The 17,110-nt window shown below is 64.0% G+C and carries 10 protein-coding genes and 1 tRNA gene; 4 read left to right on the forward strand and 7 right to left on the reverse strand.

The window, feature by feature from the left end; genetic code table 11:
* Positions 1 to 11 precede the first annotated feature (11 nt).
* The 7 genes from rpoN to GOB93_RS00215 form a co-directional block, all read right to left on the reverse strand.
* Positions 12 to 1,520: an RNA polymerase factor sigma-54 gene (gene rpoN, locus GOB93_RS00185; RefSeq protein ID WP_173581601.1), complete on the reverse strand. Its 1,509-nt coding sequence runs from the start codon at positions 1,518 to 1,520 to the stop codon at positions 12 to 14.
* Between the two features lie 9 nt (positions 1,521 to 1,529).
* A complete protein-coding gene (lptB, locus tag GOB93_RS00190) occupies positions 1,530 to 2,345 on the reverse strand; it encodes an LPS export ABC transporter ATP-binding protein (RefSeq protein WP_173581602.1) in 816 nt (271 codons plus the stop codon).
* 2 nt (positions 2,346 to 2,347) lie between these two features.
* Positions 2,348 to 3,547 (reverse strand): LptA/OstA family protein, encoded by a 1,200-nt coding sequence (locus GOB93_RS00195; RefSeq protein WP_173581729.1) that lies wholly within the window; start codon positions 3,545 to 3,547, stop codon positions 2,348 to 2,350.
* Positions 3,548 to 3,589: 42 nt separating this feature from the next.
* Complete coding sequence (gene lptC / locus GOB93_RS00200) at positions 3,590 to 4,426, reverse strand: LPS export ABC transporter periplasmic protein LptC (protein ID WP_173581603.1); 837 nt, start codon at positions 4,424 to 4,426, stop codon at positions 3,590 to 3,592.
* The gene (locus tag GOB93_RS00205) at positions 4,426 to 5,490 is read right to left on the reverse strand and encodes a KpsF/GutQ family sugar-phosphate isomerase (RefSeq protein ID WP_173581604.1); all 1,065 of its coding nucleotides are present in this window, start codon (positions 5,488 to 5,490) and stop codon (positions 4,426 to 4,428) included. The genes lptC and GOB93_RS00205 overlap by 1 nt, the downstream gene beginning before the upstream one ends.
* 110 nt (positions 5,491 to 5,600) lie before the next feature.
* On the reverse strand, positions 5,601 to 6,260 hold the full coding sequence (locus GOB93_RS00210; protein ID WP_173581605.1) for a ribonuclease D: 660 nt from the start codon (positions 6,258 to 6,260) through the stop codon (positions 5,601 to 5,603).
* 31 nt (positions 6,261 to 6,291) lie between these two features.
* Positions 6,292 to 6,378, reverse strand: a tRNA-Leu gene (locus tag GOB93_RS00215).
* 151 nt (positions 6,379 to 6,529) lie between these two features.
* Between GOB93_RS00215 and GOB93_RS00220 the strand changes: the two genes are divergently transcribed.
* The 4 genes from GOB93_RS00220 to gltB all read left to right on the forward strand — a co-directional run bounded on the left by GOB93_RS00220 (position 6,530) and on the right by gltB (position 16,839).
* Positions 6,530 to 9,193 carry a M1 family metallopeptidase gene (locus tag GOB93_RS00220; protein WP_242010444.1) on the forward strand — a complete coding sequence of 888 codons (2,664 nt, stop codon included), beginning with the start codon at positions 6,530 to 6,532 and terminating at the stop codon, positions 9,191 to 9,193.
* A gap of 389 nt (positions 9,194 to 9,582) precedes the next feature.
* Positions 9,583 to 10,566, forward strand: coding sequence for a complex I NDUFA9 subunit family protein (locus GOB93_RS00225; protein ID WP_173581606.1), 984 nt, complete (start codon positions 9,583 to 9,585; stop codon positions 10,564 to 10,566).
* A gap of 196 nt (positions 10,567 to 10,762) precedes the next feature.
* Complete coding sequence (locus GOB93_RS00230; protein WP_173581607.1) at positions 10,763 to 12,229, forward strand: NAD(P)-dependent oxidoreductase; 1,467 nt, start codon at positions 10,763 to 10,765, stop codon at positions 12,227 to 12,229.
* Positions 12,230 to 12,231: 2 nt separating this feature from the next.
* Entirely contained in the window at positions 12,232 to 16,839 is a 4,608-nt protein-coding gene (gene gltB, locus GOB93_RS00235) for a glutamate synthase large subunit (RefSeq protein WP_242010445.1), read from the forward strand.
* Positions 16,840 to 17,110 lie beyond the last annotated feature (271 nt).

The following is a 17,110-nucleotide window of genomic DNA, read 5'->3' on the forward strand; positions in this document are numbered from 1 at the left end:
TCCGCGTACCGTCAGGCCGGGGCGGCTTTCTCCCGTTTTCGCTGCACGGAACTCGCAATGTGCAGCGCATCCCGATATTTGGCCACGGTTCTGCGGGCGATGTCTATTCCTTCTTTGCGAAGTCTTTGCATGATCTCGTCATCCGACAGGATCGCGCCATGCGTTTCGGTGTCCACCATACTGCGGATTTTGAAACGAATGGCCGCCGCACTGTGATTTTCACCACCGTCGATCCGCCTGACCGCATTCGTGAAAAAATATTTCAGCTCCAGCACACCGCGCGGCGTGGCAATGTATTTCCCCGACGTGACCCGGCTTACAGTGCTTTCATGCAGCCCCGTCGCCCCGGCAATGTCCTTTAATGTGAGCGGATGCAGCCCCGTCACACCCTCTTTCAGAAAATCGCTCTGACGTCTCATTATTTCAGAGGCGACCTGCAGAAGCGTCCGGCCACGCTGGGCAAGAGCCCGTATCAGCCCGTTCGCATCCGCAATCCGTGCCTGCACAAAGCCACGGTCTTCCTTCCCTCCATGCAGAACGACGCGCATCTGAAGCCTGTCATCGACGCGCAGACGAGGCAGCGCCTCCTCATTGAGTTCGACCAGCCATTCCCCTTCCGCCGCGCGCCGGATCAGCACATCCGGAATGATCGTCACCGCGGGGTCGGCCTCAGCCTCGAATCCCGGCCTGGGATCGAGCCGCCGAAGCTCGGCAAGCATCTCCGCGAAATCCGCTTCATCGACGCCGCAGAGACCGCGCAGCTTCGTGTAATGCCTGCCCGCAATCAGATCGAGATGACCGAGCAGCACCTCCATCGCCGGATCGAAGCGGTTCTGCACGACAAGCTGTGCGGTCAGACACTCCTTCAGACTGCGCGCGAAAAGCCCCACCGGCTCGAAACCCGTCATCATCAGCGCGCGGACATGTTCGACATCGTCCGGCGGCACACCCAGCGCGGCCGCAATCTCCGCAGGCGAATTCTCCAGCCGGCCCGCAGGCCCGAGACAGGCGATCAGATTCGCCCCGATCAGACGCTGCCGGGGCGTCAGACCAGCCGTCAGCCGCAACTGCGCGCTCAGACGATCCTGAAGAGAAGGCTGCACCGCCGCCGCCAGGTCGTCCTGCCCCTCCCAGGAGGCAGCGCCATGCCGCCAGGGAACAGGCGCCCCGTCAACGCCGGAGCCGTCATCGAACCCCCCGCCACAGGCTTCAGCGGCGTAATCGGTATCGAGAGGATGGTCTCCCGGCCCCGCAAGAGTGCCGCTTTTCAGCGGTGTCAGCGCGGAAAGAGCATGACCGGCATCCCCGGCGATCTGATCCGGCGCCGGCCTTTCCGGCGCCGCCGTCTCCGGCCCCTCCCGGTCGTCCTGTATCAGTAACGGATTGCGCTCAAGCTCTTCCGCGACGAGCTGCGTCACCTCGACGCTGCTCATCTGCATGATCCTGATCGCCAGACGCAGCTGTGGCGTCATGACGAGACTATGTGTCTGACTGAGCCGGAGACCGGGAGATATCGCCATACGGCGACATTAGATTGTAAAGGTTTCTCCGAGGTACACGCGGCGCACGTCCTCGTTGGTGACGATCTCTTCCGGCAGACCCTGCATCAGCACCTGACCGCCATGCATGATATAGGCCCGGTCAATGACGCCCAGCGTTTCACGCACATTATGATCGGTGATCAGAACGCCGATGCCACGGTCTTTCAGATGCGACACCAGATCACGGATTTCGCCCACCGCAATCGGATCAATCCCCGCCAGCGGCTCATCAAGCAGAATGTAATGCGGCTGACTCGCCAGCGCCCGCGCGATTTCGAGTCGCCGCCGCTCGCCGCCGGACAGAGCCAGAGAAGGGGAGCGGCGGAGATGCGAGATGCCGAACTCGCCCAGCAGCCCGTCCAGCATGGCGTCACGCTTGTCCGGATCGGGTTCGACAACCTCCAGCGCCGCCATGATGTTCTGCTCGACATTCAGCCCCCGGAAGATGCTGGCTTCCTGCGGCAGATAGCCGATCCCCAGCCGCGCACGGCGATACATCGGAAGGCGGGTAATATCGGCGCCGTCCAGCGTGATCGTCCCGGTGTCAGGCTGCACGAGACCGACGATCATATAGAAACTGGTCGTCTTTCCCGCGCCGTTCGGGCCAAGCAGACCCACCGCCTCACCACGATGCACCTCGATCGAGACATTCTTCACAACCTCGCGCTTCTTGTAGGATTTGCCAATCCCGTCCGCGAAAAGCCCATGTCTCCGGTCCCCCACAACCGCATCGCCGGCCACATCGCCGGCTTCGGCCGGAATGACGGTCACGTCTTCTTCATCGATTTCCAGAAAATTCGCCATGGTCAGTGGCCACCACCGCTGTTGCCATCATTGTTCGGTACAACAAGCCCGCTGACACGCGATCCCGGACGCTCCGTCATCGTGGCGATCCCGGTATGCATGTTGATGACCGCCGCCGACCCCTGAAGCTGGTTCTGCCCGCGCGTGATATGAACATTCCCGACAACCCGGGCAATCCCGGTGTCAGGAACATAGACCCCCCTGTCGCCGGTAATGACTTCCGTCTGCGTCCGCACCCAGACATGACCAAAGGCATTGACCTTCTCAAGCTTGCCCGACCCGCCCGCGATCGGATCGCCCCCCTGTTTCGGGGCCGGCTTCGGAGCCGACGCCGCCCCGGCGGCAGGCTGAGCGTCCTTGTCCGGCGGCGCGCTGTAACCAACAAGCACATCGGCGCGAATCTGCTTCCCCTCATTGGTCGTCACCGTCGCGTCGCCACGCCCGATGGAAATCCGCGTATCCGAGTAATATTCCATCGAATCGCGTGACGTCAGAACGTCCTGCGGCGTGGTCAGTTTCAGCGCGTGACCCGTCATCACCAGAGTCGCCTTGTCGATGTCATAAACGGCCTTGTCACCCCAGCCCTGATCCGTCTGCGTGAAAATATGAACGTGGCCGATCGCCTCCAGCCGGTAAATTTCATTCGAACCGGAATTGTCCATGCCCCCGGACTGCGAAGGCGAAGACGTCCCGGCCGGACCACCGGCAGAAGCCGGAGCCTTGTCACCCCCGGCCGGCGCTGTCCCTGTCTGCGCCGTGCCGCCGCCCTGCGCCGTCCCACCCGGCGCTCCCCCAGGCTGAGCTGTGCCGCCCTGCGTCGCTCCACTCTGCGCAGCAGTTCCACCCTGAGCCGCCCCCGGCGCCGTTTCCGCCGGCTCGGCCGGATTCACCGCATCCGGCGTGGCCTCCTTTTTGCGATAATACGCAATCAGACGATCCGCCGTCACGGTGACATCGCCCCGCACAGCCTGCGCCTGATCATACGCCGTGACCTTCCGCGCGTTCTGATCCCAGTCGAAGCCACCCACCGCCGTCACGGTAATCTGCCCGCCATGAGACAGATCGATCGCCTGAGCCCGGGCTGCATCCACAGGAGCTGTCAGGGCGATCAGAGCCGCCGCGGCGCCGGAGAATGCCAGAGAACCCGAAAAGACAGCAGAACCGGAAAACACGGGAGAAGCGAAAGCCGCGCGGGCGCTCATGCCGGACCGGCGTGTCATGAAGGCAGGGGAGAAGAGCACCATTCAACTGGCCTTGTCGTGCGGACCGGCGCGGTCGTCATTCAGAATCAGTCGTCCCGGACCACGGAACTGAGCAATACCATCGTGTTCCGACAGGAAATAGCCTCTCGCATCCAGGACACCAAACGGCCCCTCCGCATGGACCCACGCATCGGATGCGACAACCCCCTGACGCATCTCCACATCGGCCATCGGTCCGCGCATCATAAGACCATCGTCACGATAAAGGGTCACCTCGTCCGTCAGATCCAGAATCTGCTCATGCTGCATGTAAACCCCGTTCTCGGATTGCAGATAGAGCCATTGCCCGCTCTGGGTCAGCGTATCGGCCGCAGGTGAGATCAGATCGATCCGGTCCTGATCGATCTGGTGAGCCGTCTTCGCGGTGATCATGAAAGGCCGCCCATGCGTGTCGACACTGCGATAAATGGCGCCCTCAAGATTTCCGCTCTCCAGCTTCAGCCGCGTCGCCTCGGTCAGAGCCGTGTGGCTGGCATTCATCATGCGGTCGATCTCCGGCCACACGGCAATCGACCCGAGCAGCAGAAGCGCCAGCCCCGGCAACACCCATTTCGCCCAGCGCAGCACGGTCTGCCGCCGCGCCAGCTCGGCCGCCCCCGGCGCGCGCCGCGTCGCAAGAACGGACGCCTCGATCACAGTGCGCTGGCGGCGTATGGTCTCGTCAGAGCGGCTGAAATCCTGACGCTCGACACGCGGCCCGGACTCACGGAGACCGGACTCACGGGTACCGGCCCCACGGGCGGAAGACGCGCCCGTAACAGACGGCTCACGACGCCCGTCCGGCGGACCCCCGGCGCGATCTTCCGGATCGTCGCTCATCAGGCAACGCCTGCCCGCAGAAGATCATGAACATGAATCACACCGGTCACGCGTCTCCCTGAATCCAGAACAAAGAGAGACGTGATTGGTTTCGGCCGGTCATTCATCAGCCGCAGCGCCTCAGCCCCGAGAACATTGGGTCCAACAGTCAGCGGCCGGCGATTCATCACCTCTCCGGCGCAGGTGCGCGTCAGATCGCGATCGAGCACGCCACGCAGATCGCCATCGGTGATAATCCCGGTCAGTGCGCCATCCGCATCCGTCACGGCAACACAGCCCAGCGCCTTGTGAGTCATCTCGACGATCACGTCCCGAAGCACGGTGACCGGCAGAACCGTCGGAACAGCCTCCCCGGTCCGCATCAGATCACGGACAGTCCGCAATTTCGCTCCCAGCCGCCCGCCCGGATGAAAGACGCCGAAATCTCCGGCAGTGAAACCCCGACGCTCCATCAGGGAAACGGCGAGCGCATCGCCAAGAGCAAGCTGCATCAGACTACTCGTGGTCGGCGCCAGCCCCATCGGGCAGGCCTCCGGCATCGCCGGCGTCAGCAGCACGATATCGGCCGCCTTCGCCAGAGCCGACGTCGCACAGGCCGTCACGGCAAGAAGCGGCAGCCCGTAGCGCCGGCTGTGCGCCACAATATCGGCCAGCTCCGATGACTCGCCGGAGTTGGACAGCGCCAGAACGGCGTCGCCCGCGGCGAGCATCCCGAGATCGCCGTGAGACGCCTCCACCGGATGCACGAAAATCGCCGGCGTACCGGTCGAGCTGAGCGTGGCCTGAATCTTGCGGCCGATATGACCCGATTTGCCGATCCCGGTGACAACGACACGGCCATCGAGCCGGGCAATACAGTCAACCGCCCGCGTAAACGCCGCCCCGAGCCCCTCCGTATCGGCCATGGCCGCGTCAAGCGCCGCCAGCCCCGCGATCTCGGTCGTCAGGACAGCGCGCGCGGCCACAACCGGGCCGGAGCCTGAAGCCGCAGGATGACGTGACGGATCTGTGGTGCCACATTCTGCGGTGCCATTTTCTGCCGTGTCGCGGCCGGTCCGCCGCATCGCGACCGTTCCTGCAGATGGCCCGCGTGGATCAGGGTTGCTCATGCCAGCCTCTATCGTCCCTTGGAACGTGCCGGTCAATCACGGCCCGCCGGCGTCGCGCGCTGAAATCAGGCGCGATGGGAGAAGATGTCCGGATCTTCATACCCGAGAAGGTCGAGCCGGGTACGGGCCGGAAGGAAATCGTAACACGCCTGGGCCAGCTCCCGACGGTCCTCCCGCACAAGCAGCGCCTCCAGCCTCTCCCACAGAGCATGCAGATGCAGAACGTCCGACGCCGCATAGGCAAGCTGTTCCGGAGTCAGCTCCGGAGCGCCCCAGTCAGAGCTCTGCTGCTGCTTGCTGATCTCGACACCCAGCAGATCCCGGCAGAGCGCCGCCAGACCATGCCGGTCGGTGAAAGTGCGGACAAGCCGCGCGGCAATCTTGGTACAGACCGTCGGGGCAACGGTGATGCCCAGCGTGCGCTGCAGAACAGCGACATCGAAACGCGCGAAATGCATGATCTTGAGAACGGACGGATCGGACAGCAGCCGCTTCAGATTCGGACAGTCCGCCGGAGCCCCGCCCGGCCGGCCGGGAACGAGCTGCACGAGATGCGCCGTGCCGTCGCCCGAGGAAAGCTGCACAAGACAGAGACGGTCCCGGTAAGGATTCAGGCCCATGGTCTCGGTGTCGACCGCAACGCTCCGGCCGAGATCAAGCCCGTCCGGCAGATCGTCGCGATACAGCGTGATCGCGTCACCGGCTGAGCTCCGCCTGCCACTCATGGCCCGTCCATGCTGATTTTGAGAAAAACTCTGGTGCCCAGAAGAAGACTCGAACTTCCACGACCTTGCGGCCACAGGTACCTGAAACCTGCGCGTCTACCAATTCCGCCATCTGGGCAAGATGACAACCCGGTTGCTCCCGGGCGCTGGAGGAGCCGTTTAAACGTGCAGCCCGAACCGGTCAAGAGGGGTTTCGCGGAGAGAGGCAATATCTTTCGGTCCGGAACAGACTGTGTTTCCATCGCCCGGTCACGGCCCGGGATATCATCATGCGCAATTCTCTGCTCTTCGCCTCAACACTGCTCTGCACCGCAGCCATGTCGTCCATGATGGCATGCCGCCCGGCCAGCGCCGAGGCGCCGTTCTCATTCGCAAAAACACCGGGCCAGCTGCCGAAAACCGTCGTGCCGTCAGCTTACGACATCGACCTCGTCACCGACATGAAAGCCCTGACCCTCTCAGGCCATGAATCGATCGCCGTCACCGTCTCCGGCGCCGCGCAGACCGTCATCCTCAGTCAGGCCGGCCTGACGATCCGCTCCGCCACGGCCGACGGCGCGCCGGTCAGCGTCAGCACGGACGAGAAAGCGCAGACGCTCACACTGCGCCCGGCCCGCCCGCTTCCGGCGGGGCCGCATAAAATCGACATCACCTACAGCGGCCCGATCCCGGAAACGCCCAACGGCATCTATTACGACGATTATCATGACGCCGCCGGCGCGAAGAAACGCATGCTCGTGACCCAGTTCGAAGTCGCCGACGCCCGGCGCATGTTCCCCTGCTGGGACGAGCCGGCCTTCAAGGCCACGTTCCGTCTGAACGTCACCCTGCCGGCAGGCTGGCAGCCGATCAGCAACATGCCGGCCGAAACAGTGACCCCCGCGCCAGGCGGCGCGCAGCACGTGGCGTTCGCCAGAACACCCCGCATGTCGACCTACCTCCTGGCGCTGGTCGCCGGCGATCTCGCCGCAACCCACGGAACAGCCGACGGAACGCCGGTCAGCACATGGGCTCCGAAAGGAGAAGAGCGGAACACGCAATACGCCACGCAGGCCGCATCTGAAATCCTCCCGTATTACAACGCCTATTTCGGAACCGCCTATCCGCTCCCGAAACTCGACCTGATCGCCGTCCCCGGAAATTACGAAGCCGGAGCAATGGAAAACTGGGGCGCGATCACCTTCATCGACGAAGACCTGCTCTACGACCCCGCCCACAGCTCGCCCGGCACGAAAGAACTCGTCTATCTCGTGGTCGCGCACGAAATGGCCCATCAGTGGTCCGGCGATCTCGTGACGATGGCCTGGTGGGACAATATCTGGCTGAACGAAGGCTTCGCCACCTGGATGGAGACGAAGGCGCTCGATCATTTCAATCCCACCTGGGAAATCTGGCCGCGCGAACACAAAGGACGCGAAGCCGCCATGGGAGAAGACGCCCTCGCGACAACGCATCCGATTCAGCAGCCCATCCGCGATGTCAGCCAGGCCGGCAGCGCCTTCGACCGGATCAGCTACGAAAAAGGCGAGCAGGTCATTCGCATGATCGAAACATGGCTCGGACCGGACACGTTCCGGGACGGAATGCGCGCCTATATGAAAGCGCACGCCTACAGCAACGCGACAAGCGCCGATCTCTGGAACGCCCTTTCCGCGGCGTCACATCAGGATGTCGGAACCGTCGCCCGCTCCTTCACCGAACAGCCAGGCATCCCGCTGGTCAGCGTTTCGGAAACCTGCCGGAACGGCAACACATCTGTTTCTCTGAAGCAGAGCCGGTTCACAATTCACGATCCGGACGCCTCACCGCTGCACTGGCATGTGCCCGTCGTCATCGGCGGCCCCGGCGTGACGGCGCAGAAAGTCGTGCTTTCCGATAACGCAACCCTTCATTTCCCTGGCTGCAATCTCGCGATCAAGGCCAATCTCGGCGAGAGCGGATATTACCGCACAGCCTATGATCCGGACTCCTTCCGCTCCCTGAAAGCGAATTTCACCCGCCTCGACGCCACCGACCGGGTCAATCTCCTCGGCGACCAGTTCGCTCTCTTTCTGGCGGAGAAAGGCGACCTGGCCGATTACCTCGATCTCGTGGCCGGCCTGTCCCGGAATGGCGAGACCAGCGTGGCGGTCTGGCAGGACACGATCGACCATCTCACCCGGCTCGACGATCTGCTGCGCGGCTCGCCGTCGCGCCCCCTGTTCCGGCTCTTCGTCCGGGACCTGCTGAAACCGCAGCTGACCCGGCTGGGCTGGGACCCGAAGCCAGGCGACAGTTTCCCCGACACGCTGCTGCGCCCGCAGATCATCCAGACCCTCGGCATCATGGACGATCCCGATGTCGCCGTCGAAGCCGCGCGACGGTTCGAGGTATGGCGGAAAAATCCGGCGGCCCTCGATCCCTCCCTGGTGCAGCCGGTCATGCAGACCGTCGGCCTCCACGCCGACCCGGCAACATGGGCCGTGCTCGCGGATGTCGTCCGGAACGTGCCGGACACCGAACAGAAACGCCGCTTTTTCGCAGCCCTCGCCCGTTCTCAGAATCCGGAACTGGTCCGTAAAGCCGCCCGTCTGGCATGGAGCGGCGCCATCCCGAACGGACGTATCGTTCGTGTGCTGACAACACTCGCCTACAACAGCGAACAGCCCGATCTCGTCTGGGAACAGGTCGTCACAAATCAGGCTGAGATCGCATCGCGCCTGACCCCGCAGGGCCGCGAGGATCTGCTCCCCTCGATCGCCGGCGCCACATTCAGCCCCGACATCGTCGCGCAGATGAAAGCAGCCCCCGCCAGCTCCGCCACCTCGGGCGCGCGGATCGCGGCCAGCCGCAGCGCCGAACAGGTGGCGGCGAATATCGGCCTCCGCCTGCGCGCCCAGCCGGCAATCGCGCAATGGCTGCCAGCTTCCCATATCGGTACCGAAACACACTGAGAATAAGTCCGTCTCTGAAACCGCCTGATAAATTATAAAGAAGTTTTTGGTGAAGCTTTTTTCAAAAAGCTTCGGAAGACGCCGCCTTTTTGAAAAAAGGCGGCACCCAAAAACTTTTATTATTTTATCAAAGATTTATCGCGCTGGGTTCTCCGGCTCCTGCGGAAGCCCTCAGACCCGCCGAAACAACGCGACCCGCCCGGAACGGAGCGCGGTCTCCCGCCGCCGTTCCGGCTGTTCACGCGCGGATGAACAGCCGCCCTGTGGACAGGGAGCATACCGGATGTATCGTATCGCGCAGAAAGACCGGCCTGACTGGCGTTTCGCACGTTGTCATTCCGGTGTGATGATCCGGGGCTGTTCCCCGGACGACGCGGGGAGTGGAATTGATGACAGGTCAGCCGGTTGCGACCGTCTTCGGTGGATCAGGATTTCTGGGAACATATGTCGTCCGCAAACTGGCGGAAGACGGATACGCAGTCCGCGTGGCCTGCCGCCGCACCGACCTCGCCAACAGCCTGCGCCAGCTCGGCGCGGTCGGACAGGTCGCGCCCTTCTATGCCCCGCTTCAGAGCGAGGACGATGTCACAGCCGCCATCGCCGGTGCCAGCGTCGTCATCAATCTCGCCGCCATCCTTTCGGCATCGACCGTGGCGAAACTGGAGGCCGTGAACGTCAAAGGCGCCGCCCGCGTCGCCCGGATCGCCGCCGCCCAGGGCGTCGGAACGCTGATCCATATGTCCGCGATCGGCGCCTCGACATCGGCCGGCTCCCTGTACGCAAAAAGCCGCGGCGCCGGCGAGGAAGAGGTGCGTCTGAATTTCCCGGCGGCCACCATCGTCCGGGCTTCGGTGCTGTTCGGACCGGAAGATCATTTCCTCAATCTGTTCGCCGCCCTGGCCCGGTACGTCCCCCTCGTCATGCCGGTCTACGGCGCGCAGACACGCATGCAGCCGGTCTATGTGGCCGATGTCGCCGAAGCCATCCGCCGCATCGTCGCCGCCTCCGCCGAGGTCCGCCCGACGGAAACCAGCGTGTGCGAACTCGGCGGCCCGGAGGTGCTGACAATGGCGGAAATCTGCCGCCGCGTTCTGGTGATGACGGGACGAAGCAAACCCGTCTTCGCCGTGCCCGCCGGCCTCGCCTCTCTCCAGGCCACCATCCTCGAACGGCTGCCGGGACGGATGCTGACACGGGACCAGCTCCGGATGCTGTCCGTGGATAATGTCGTGGCCGCCGGAATGCCCGGATTCCAGGAACTCGGCATGGCGCCCGTCCCGATGGACCTGATCGCCCCCGCCTGCCTCAGACGGTATGCCGCCAATGGCTCGGAGAAAAATTTCGTTATAAATCAGGTGAGTGGCGTAAATTAGGTCTCAAACGGACCCTTTTTCCCGTTTCCCGAAATCGATGCCGGAAGTGCCTCCGGGTTTGTTTTGGTAAATAGGACAGTACTGCTGTCTTTTGTTTTGACTGGCGCTAAGCTATCGCTGCTTCCGGCTTCAGACAGGATGAGTACGCCGCAGCGTCCGTCCGGCGGAGCAACCCGTCGACAAGGAACCTCAGCGCATGTCCGCGAAAATGCTCTCGTTCGTCTCTGTTCCGCAGGCGCAGCCTCCCAGGCGCGAGGCCGGCGAGCGCCGTGGCGACTTCGACGAGATCTATGAGGACTTTACGCCCGCGCAGGCCGGCACGCAGGCCAGCCGGTGTTCGCAGTGCGGAGTGCCCTTCTGCTCGATTCACTGCCCGCTCGGAAACAACATCCCTGACTGGCTGATGCTGACAGCCGAAGGGCGGCTCGAAGAAGCCTACGCCGTGTCGCAGGCGACCAACACCTTTCCCGAAATCTGCGGACGCATCTGCCCGCAGGACCGTCTCTGCGAAGGGAACTGCGTCATCGAAAAGGGCTTCGAAAGCGTCACCATCGGCGCCGTCGAACGCTACATCACCGACACGGCGTTCGAGAAGGGCTGGGTGAAACCCGCCATGCCGGTGCGCGAGCTCAGCAGCTCCGTCGGCATCATCGGAGCCGGCCCGGCAGGCCTCGCCGCCGCCGAACGCCTGCGCGCCACCGGCCATCAGGTCCATGTCTACGATCGCCACGACCGGGTCGGCGGGCTTCTGATCTACGGAATCCCCGGCTTCAAGCTGGAAAAGGACATCGTCGCGCGCCGGGAAAAACTGCTTCAGGATCAGGGCGTCGTCTTCCATCTCAGCCAGGCGATCGGCAGCGGAGAGGGGGAAATCACCCTGAAGCAGCTGCGCGAACGCCATGACGCGGTGCTGATCGCAACCGGCGTCTATAAAGCGCGCGAAACCGGCGGCCCCGGCGCGGGACTGTCCGGCATCGTGCGCGCGCTGGATTATCTGACGGTTTCAAACCGGCGCTCGCTCGGTGACGAAGTCCCCGCGGGCGAACTCGACGCGGCCGGTAAGGACGTCGTCGTCATCGGCGGCGGCGATACCGCCATGGACTGCGTCCGCACCGCCATCCGTCAGGGCGCCCGCTCGGTAAAATGTCTCTACCGGCGCGACCGCGCGAACATGCCGGGCTCGGTGCGCGAAGTGAAGAACGCGGAGGAAGAAGGGGTTGAGTTCGTCTGGCTCGCCGCCCCGGAAGCCTTCCTCGGCGATGAGACCGTCACCGGCGTACGCGCCCAGCGCATGCGGCTCGGCCTGCCGGACGCCACCGGCCGCCAGTCCATCGAACCGGAACCCGACGGCCTGTTCACCATAAAGGCGGACCTCGTCATCAAAGCGCTCGGCTTCGATCCCGAGCCGCTGCCCGAGCTGTGGCAGGCCGCGGACCTGGAAGTATCGCGCTGGGGCACGGTCAAAGTCGACCGCGAGCGCTTCGAAACCTCCATCCCTGGCGTTTTCGCCGCCGGCGATATCGTGCGCGGCGCCAGCCTCGTCGTCTGGGCCATCCGTGATGGCCGCGACGCGGCGGCACAGATCGACCGCTGGATCGGCGAACAGACCGTCGGCGAACAGGTTACCGGCAAACAGGCCTCTGCCCCCGTGGCTGCGGAGTAAAGATGATGGATACGATCTCCGGCTTCTCCCCCGCCGCGAAACGCGGCAAGACATCCTCCACCACGAACCGCGGCAATGCTTCCGCTCCGGAAAGCGGCGCCGCCTTCGTCGAAACCTGGAAGCGCAATGCCGGCGCATTGCAGCAGGGCCTGTACCGCCCCGAAGACGAACACGATTCCTGCGGCGTGGGCCTGGTCGCCGCCCTGGACGGCAAAAAACGGCGTGACGTCGTCGAAGCCGGCATCGAGGCGCTGAAAGCGATCTGGCACCGTGGCGCCGTCGACGCCGACGGCAAAACCGGCGACGGCGCCGGGATTCACGTCGAAATCCCTCAGGATTTCTTCGCGGATTCCATCCGCGCGACAAGCGAGCCTCTGCCCGTCGGAACGATCATCGCCATCGGCCAGGTGTTTCTGCCCAAAACCGACCTGGTCGCCCAGGAACGGTGCCGTCAGATCATCGAAACCGAAATCCTCGCTTTCGGATACGGCATTTACGGCTGGCGCCAGGTGCCGATCGACACCTCCTGCATCGGTGAAAAAGCAAACGCGACCCGCCCGGAAATCGAACAGATCCTGATCCGCAACAAAGGCGGCCGCCCGGAAGCCGAATTCGAACGCGATCTCTACGTGATCCGTCGCCGTATCGAAAAAGCGGCGATCGCCAATCAGGTCGATCTCTATATCTGCTCGCTGTCCTGCCGCTCGGTCATCTACAAAGGCATGTTCCTCGCGGAACACCTGACGATCTTCTACCCGGACCTGCTCGACCCGCGCTTCGTCAGCCGGTTCGCGATCTATCACCAGCGTTATTCGACAAACACGTTCCCGACATGGAAGCTGGCCCAGCCCTTCCGCCGCGTCGCCCATAACGGCGAGATCAACACGATCTCCGGAAACATCAACTGGATGCGCAGCCACGAAACGCGGCTGGCCGATCCGGCGCTCGATCCGTTCATGAGCGACATCAAGCCGGTCGTGCAGGTCGGCGGCTCCGACACCGCGACGCTCGACAACGTTTTCGAACTGCTCACCCATGCCGGACGCGACGCCCCCGCCGTCAAGGCGCTCATGGTGCCCGCCAGCGTCGGCGCGCATTCCTCCATGAAGGCCGCGCACCGGGACATGTTCTCCTACTGCAACGCCGTCATGGAACCCTGGGACGGCCCGGCCGCGCTCTGCGCCACCGACGGCCGCTGGGTCATCGCAGGCCTCGACCGCTCCGGCCTCCGCCCGCTGCGCTACACCCGCACCTCGGGCGGACTGCTGATCGTCGGCTCCGAAACCGGCATGGTCAAAGTGCCGGAAGCCGACATCCTGAGCCGTGGCCGCCTGGGTCCGGGCGAGACCATCGCCGTCGATCTCGACGAAGCGAAGCTGTACAGCAACGACGCCCTGCTCGACCTCCTGGCCGGCCGTCAGGATTTCGGCCGCTGGGTCAAAAAGATCCAGAAAATCGGCTCGGTCGTCCGGAACGATGTCGTCGAGCCGGTCATGTACTCCTCCGAGGAACTGCGCCGCCGGCAGCTCTCGGTCGGCTCCACGCTGGAAGAGCTTGAGCAGATCCTCCAGCCCATGGTGGAAAACGCCGCCGAAGCCATAGGATCGATGGGCGACGACACGCCGCTCGCCGTTCTCTCCGAGCGCTATCGCGGCCTGGCGCATTACTTCCGCCAGAGCTTCAGCCAGGTCACCAACCCGCCCATCGACTCCCTGCGCGAAACCAGGGTCATGAGCCTCGTGACGCGGCTCGGCAATCTCGGCAACATCCTCGCCCAGAGCGAGGAACAGTGCGACCTCCTGCAACTGCCGAGCCCGGTGCTGACGAACGGTGAGTTCGAGGCCCTGCGGAATTTCTGCGGCGTCCGTGGCAGCACGATCGACACCACGTTCCGGGCCGCCGACGGCGAGAAAGGATTGCGGGACGCCATCGCGCGCATTCGCCGGGAAGCCGAGGAGCGGGTCCGCGAAGGATGCGCCCACGTCTTCCTGACCGACGAAAACCAGTCGGCGGAACGCGCGGCCATCCCGACCATCCTCGCGACCGCCGCCGTCCACACGCATCTGGTCCGGAACTCGCTGCGGACCTTCACATCGCTGAACGTCCGCTCCGCCGACGTGCTGGACGTGCACGCCGTCGCCGTTACGATCGGCGTCGGCGCGACAACGGTCAATCCATACCTCGCGCAGGAAAGCATCGCCGACCGCCTGCGTCGCGGCCTGTTCGGCAAAATCAGCCTGCGTGACGCCGTCGAGCGTTATCGCAAGGCGGTCGATAAAGGCCTGCTGAAGATCATGTCCAAAATGGGCATCTCGATCACCGCCTCCTATCGCGGCGGCTGCAATTTCGAGGCGCTCGGACTGTCGCGCGCCCTCGTCGAGGAATTTTTCCCCGGCATGCCGTCACGCATCTCCGGCATCGGCCTGGCCGGCATCGCGCGCAATGTCCTGAGCTTCCACCACGAGGCCTGGGGAACCGCCGCAGCGGTCCTCCCGGTCGGCGGCCTTTACAAGATGCGCCGCAGCGGCGAATTCCACGCGTTCGACGGCACGCTGATCCACATGCTGCAGACCGCCGTGTCCAGCGACAGCTTCACCATCTACAGGCGTTACGCGGACGCCGTGCAGCGCCAGAAGCCCGTCGCGCTGCGCGATCTGCTCGATTTCAGGGGCGGCAGAACCCCGATCTCCGTGGAGGAGGTCGAGAGCATCACCCAGTTGCGAAAACGCCTGAACGCCCCGGCAATCTCCCTCGGCGCCCTCAGCCCGGAAGCCCACGAAACGCTCTCGATCGCCATGAACCGCATCGGCGCGAAATCGGATTCCGGCGAAGGCGGCGAAGACCCCGAACGCGCAAAGCCACGCGCGAACGGCGACAACGCGTCTTCCGCGATCAAGCAGGTGGCGTCAGGCCGTTTCGGCGTCACAGCCCAGTATCTGAACGACTGCCGCGAGATTGAAATCAAGGTCGCCCAGGGCGCCAAGCCGGGCGAGGGCGGACAGCTCCCCGGCTTCAAGGTCACGGAGCTGATCGCAAAGCTGCGTCACGCCACACCCGGCGTCACCCTGATTTCCCCGCCGCCTCATCACGACATTTACTCGATCGAGGATCTGGCGCAGCTCATCTACGACCTCAAACAGATCAACCCCGAAGCCCGCGTGACGGTCAAGCTCGTCGCGCGGTCGGGGATCGGCACAATCGCGGCCGGCGTGGCCAAGGCCAAAGCCGACGCAATCCTGATCTCCGGTCACTCCGGCGGCACCGGCGCCAGCCCGCAGACATCGGTGAAATATGCCGGCCTGCCCTGGGAGCTCGGCCTCGCCGAGGCGCATCAGGTGCTGATGCTCAACCGCCTGCGCCACCGGGTCACGCTGCGCACCGATGGCGGCATCAAGACAGGGCGGGACGTCGTCATCGCCGCCATGCTCGGCGCCGAAGAATTCGGAATCGGCACCGCCAGCCTGGTGGCGATGGGCTGCATCATGGTCAGACAGTGCCACTCGAACACCTGTCCCGTCGGCGTGTGCTCGCAGGACCCCGCGATGCGGGCGAAATTCGAGGGCACGCCCGAGAAAGTCATCAATCTGTTCTCGTTCATCGCCGAGGACGTCAGAAACATTCTGGCCTCGCTGGGGTTCCGGACCCTGAACGAGATCATCGGCCGCACCGACCTGCTCTATCAGGTCTCGCGCGGCGCCGATTATCTCGACGATCTCGATCTGAACCCGCTGCTCGTGCAGGCCGATCCTGGTCCGCATGCGCGGTACTGCACGCTGGACGGGCGTAACGAAGTCCCCGACACGCTCGACGCCCAGATGATCGCCGATGCCCGCCCGCTCTTCGAGCACGGCGAAAAGATGCAGCTGCAATACAACGTTCAGAACACGATGCGCGCCATCGGAACGCGCATCTCGTCCCTGATCGTGCGGCAGTTCGGCATGAAAACCCTGGCGCCAGGCCATCTCACCGTCCGCCTGCGCGGCTCGGCCGGCCAGTCGCTTGGCGCCTTCGCCGTGCAGGGCCTCAAGCTCGAAGTGCTGGGAGACGCCAACGATTACGTCGGCAAGGGTCTGTCAGGCGCAACGATCGTCGTGCGTCAGCCGGCCTCCAGCACCCTGGCGTCAAACACCAACGCGATTATCGGCAATACCGTGCTCTACGGCGCCACCGCCGGCACTCTCTACGCCGCCGGCCTCGCCGGAGAACGCTTCGCCGTGCGCAACTCGGGCGCGACCGCCGTCGTGGAAGGCTGCGGCTCGAACGCCTGCGAATACATGACCGGCGGAACCGTCGTCATTCTCGGCGATTCCGGCGACAATTTCGGCGCGGGCTTCACCGGCGGCATGGCGTTCGTCTACGACGCGGACGGCTCTTTCGAGCAGAAGGTCAACCCGGACAACGTCTTCTGGGTGCGCGTGACAGATGAGGAATGGCAGCAAAAACTGAGATCCCTCGTCGAGACTCACGCAGCGGAAACACATTCCGGCTACGCCGCCATGCTGCTGCATAAATGGAATGAGGTCCTGCCGCATTTCTGGCAGATCGTGCCGAAAGATTACGCCAGAATCATCGGCTTTTCCGTCCCGGAGACCATGGCCGCCTCAGCCTGATCCCCGGACCCTTACTCAGCAAAACAGCCGGCCGGAGCATTGCCCGGCCGGTCTCCGGGGCTTTGCCCCGAACCCCAGAAAGGGATGTAGTCCCTTTGATCCCGGTTTGTCAGACATAAGGGGGTGAAGGGGTCTGCGACCCCTTCCGGGTGCAGGGCAGTGCCCTGCCTGCAATCAGATAACCGCCTTTTCCGGCGCCTCCAGCCCTGTGCGACCATATCAGCCAGGTTGACGGCGCTCGCTCGAAGCCGATATTCGCCGGTAGCGGGCG

This window comes from Acetobacter musti (assembly GCF_011516835.1).
Taxonomy (GTDB): Bacteria; Pseudomonadota; Alphaproteobacteria; order Acetobacterales; family Acetobacteraceae; genus Acetobacter; species Acetobacter musti.

Excerpts from the sequence above, each read along its gene's own strand:
- rpoN (WP_173581601.1), bottom strand. The coding sequence starts at position 1,520 with ATGGCGATATCTCCCGGTCTCCGGCTCAGTCAGACACATAGTCTCGTC.
- lptB (WP_173581602.1), bottom strand. The coding sequence starts at position 2,345 with ATGGCGAATTTTCTGGAAATCGATGAAGAAGACGTGACCGTCATTCCG.
- GOB93_RS00195 (WP_173581729.1), bottom strand. The coding sequence starts at position 3,547 with ATGAGCGCCCGCGCGGCTTTCGCTTCTCCCGTGTTTTCCGGTTCTGCT.
- lptC (WP_173581603.1), bottom strand. The coding sequence starts at position 4,426 with ATGAGCGACGATCCGGAAGATCGCGCCGGGGGTCCGCCGGACGGGCGT.
- GOB93_RS00205 (WP_173581604.1), bottom strand. The coding sequence starts at position 5,490 with ATGCGGCGGACCGGCCGCGACACGGCAGAAAATGGCACCGCAGAATGT.
- GOB93_RS00210 (WP_173581605.1), bottom strand. The coding sequence starts at position 6,260 with ATGAGTGGCAGGCGGAGCTCAGCCGGTGACGCGATCACGCTGTATCGC.
- GOB93_RS00220 (WP_242010444.1), top strand. The coding sequence starts at position 6,530 with ATGCGCAATTCTCTGCTCTTCGCCTCAACACTGCTCTGCACCGCAGCC.
- GOB93_RS00225 (WP_173581606.1), top strand. The coding sequence starts at position 9,583 with ATGACAGGTCAGCCGGTTGCGACCGTCTTCGGTGGATCAGGATTTCTG.
- GOB93_RS00230 (WP_173581607.1), top strand. The coding sequence starts at position 10,763 with ATGTCCGCGAAAATGCTCTCGTTCGTCTCTGTTCCGCAGGCGCAGCCT.
- gltB (WP_242010445.1), top strand. The coding sequence starts at position 12,232 with ATGATGGATACGATCTCCGGCTTCTCCCCCGCCGCGAAACGCGGCAAG.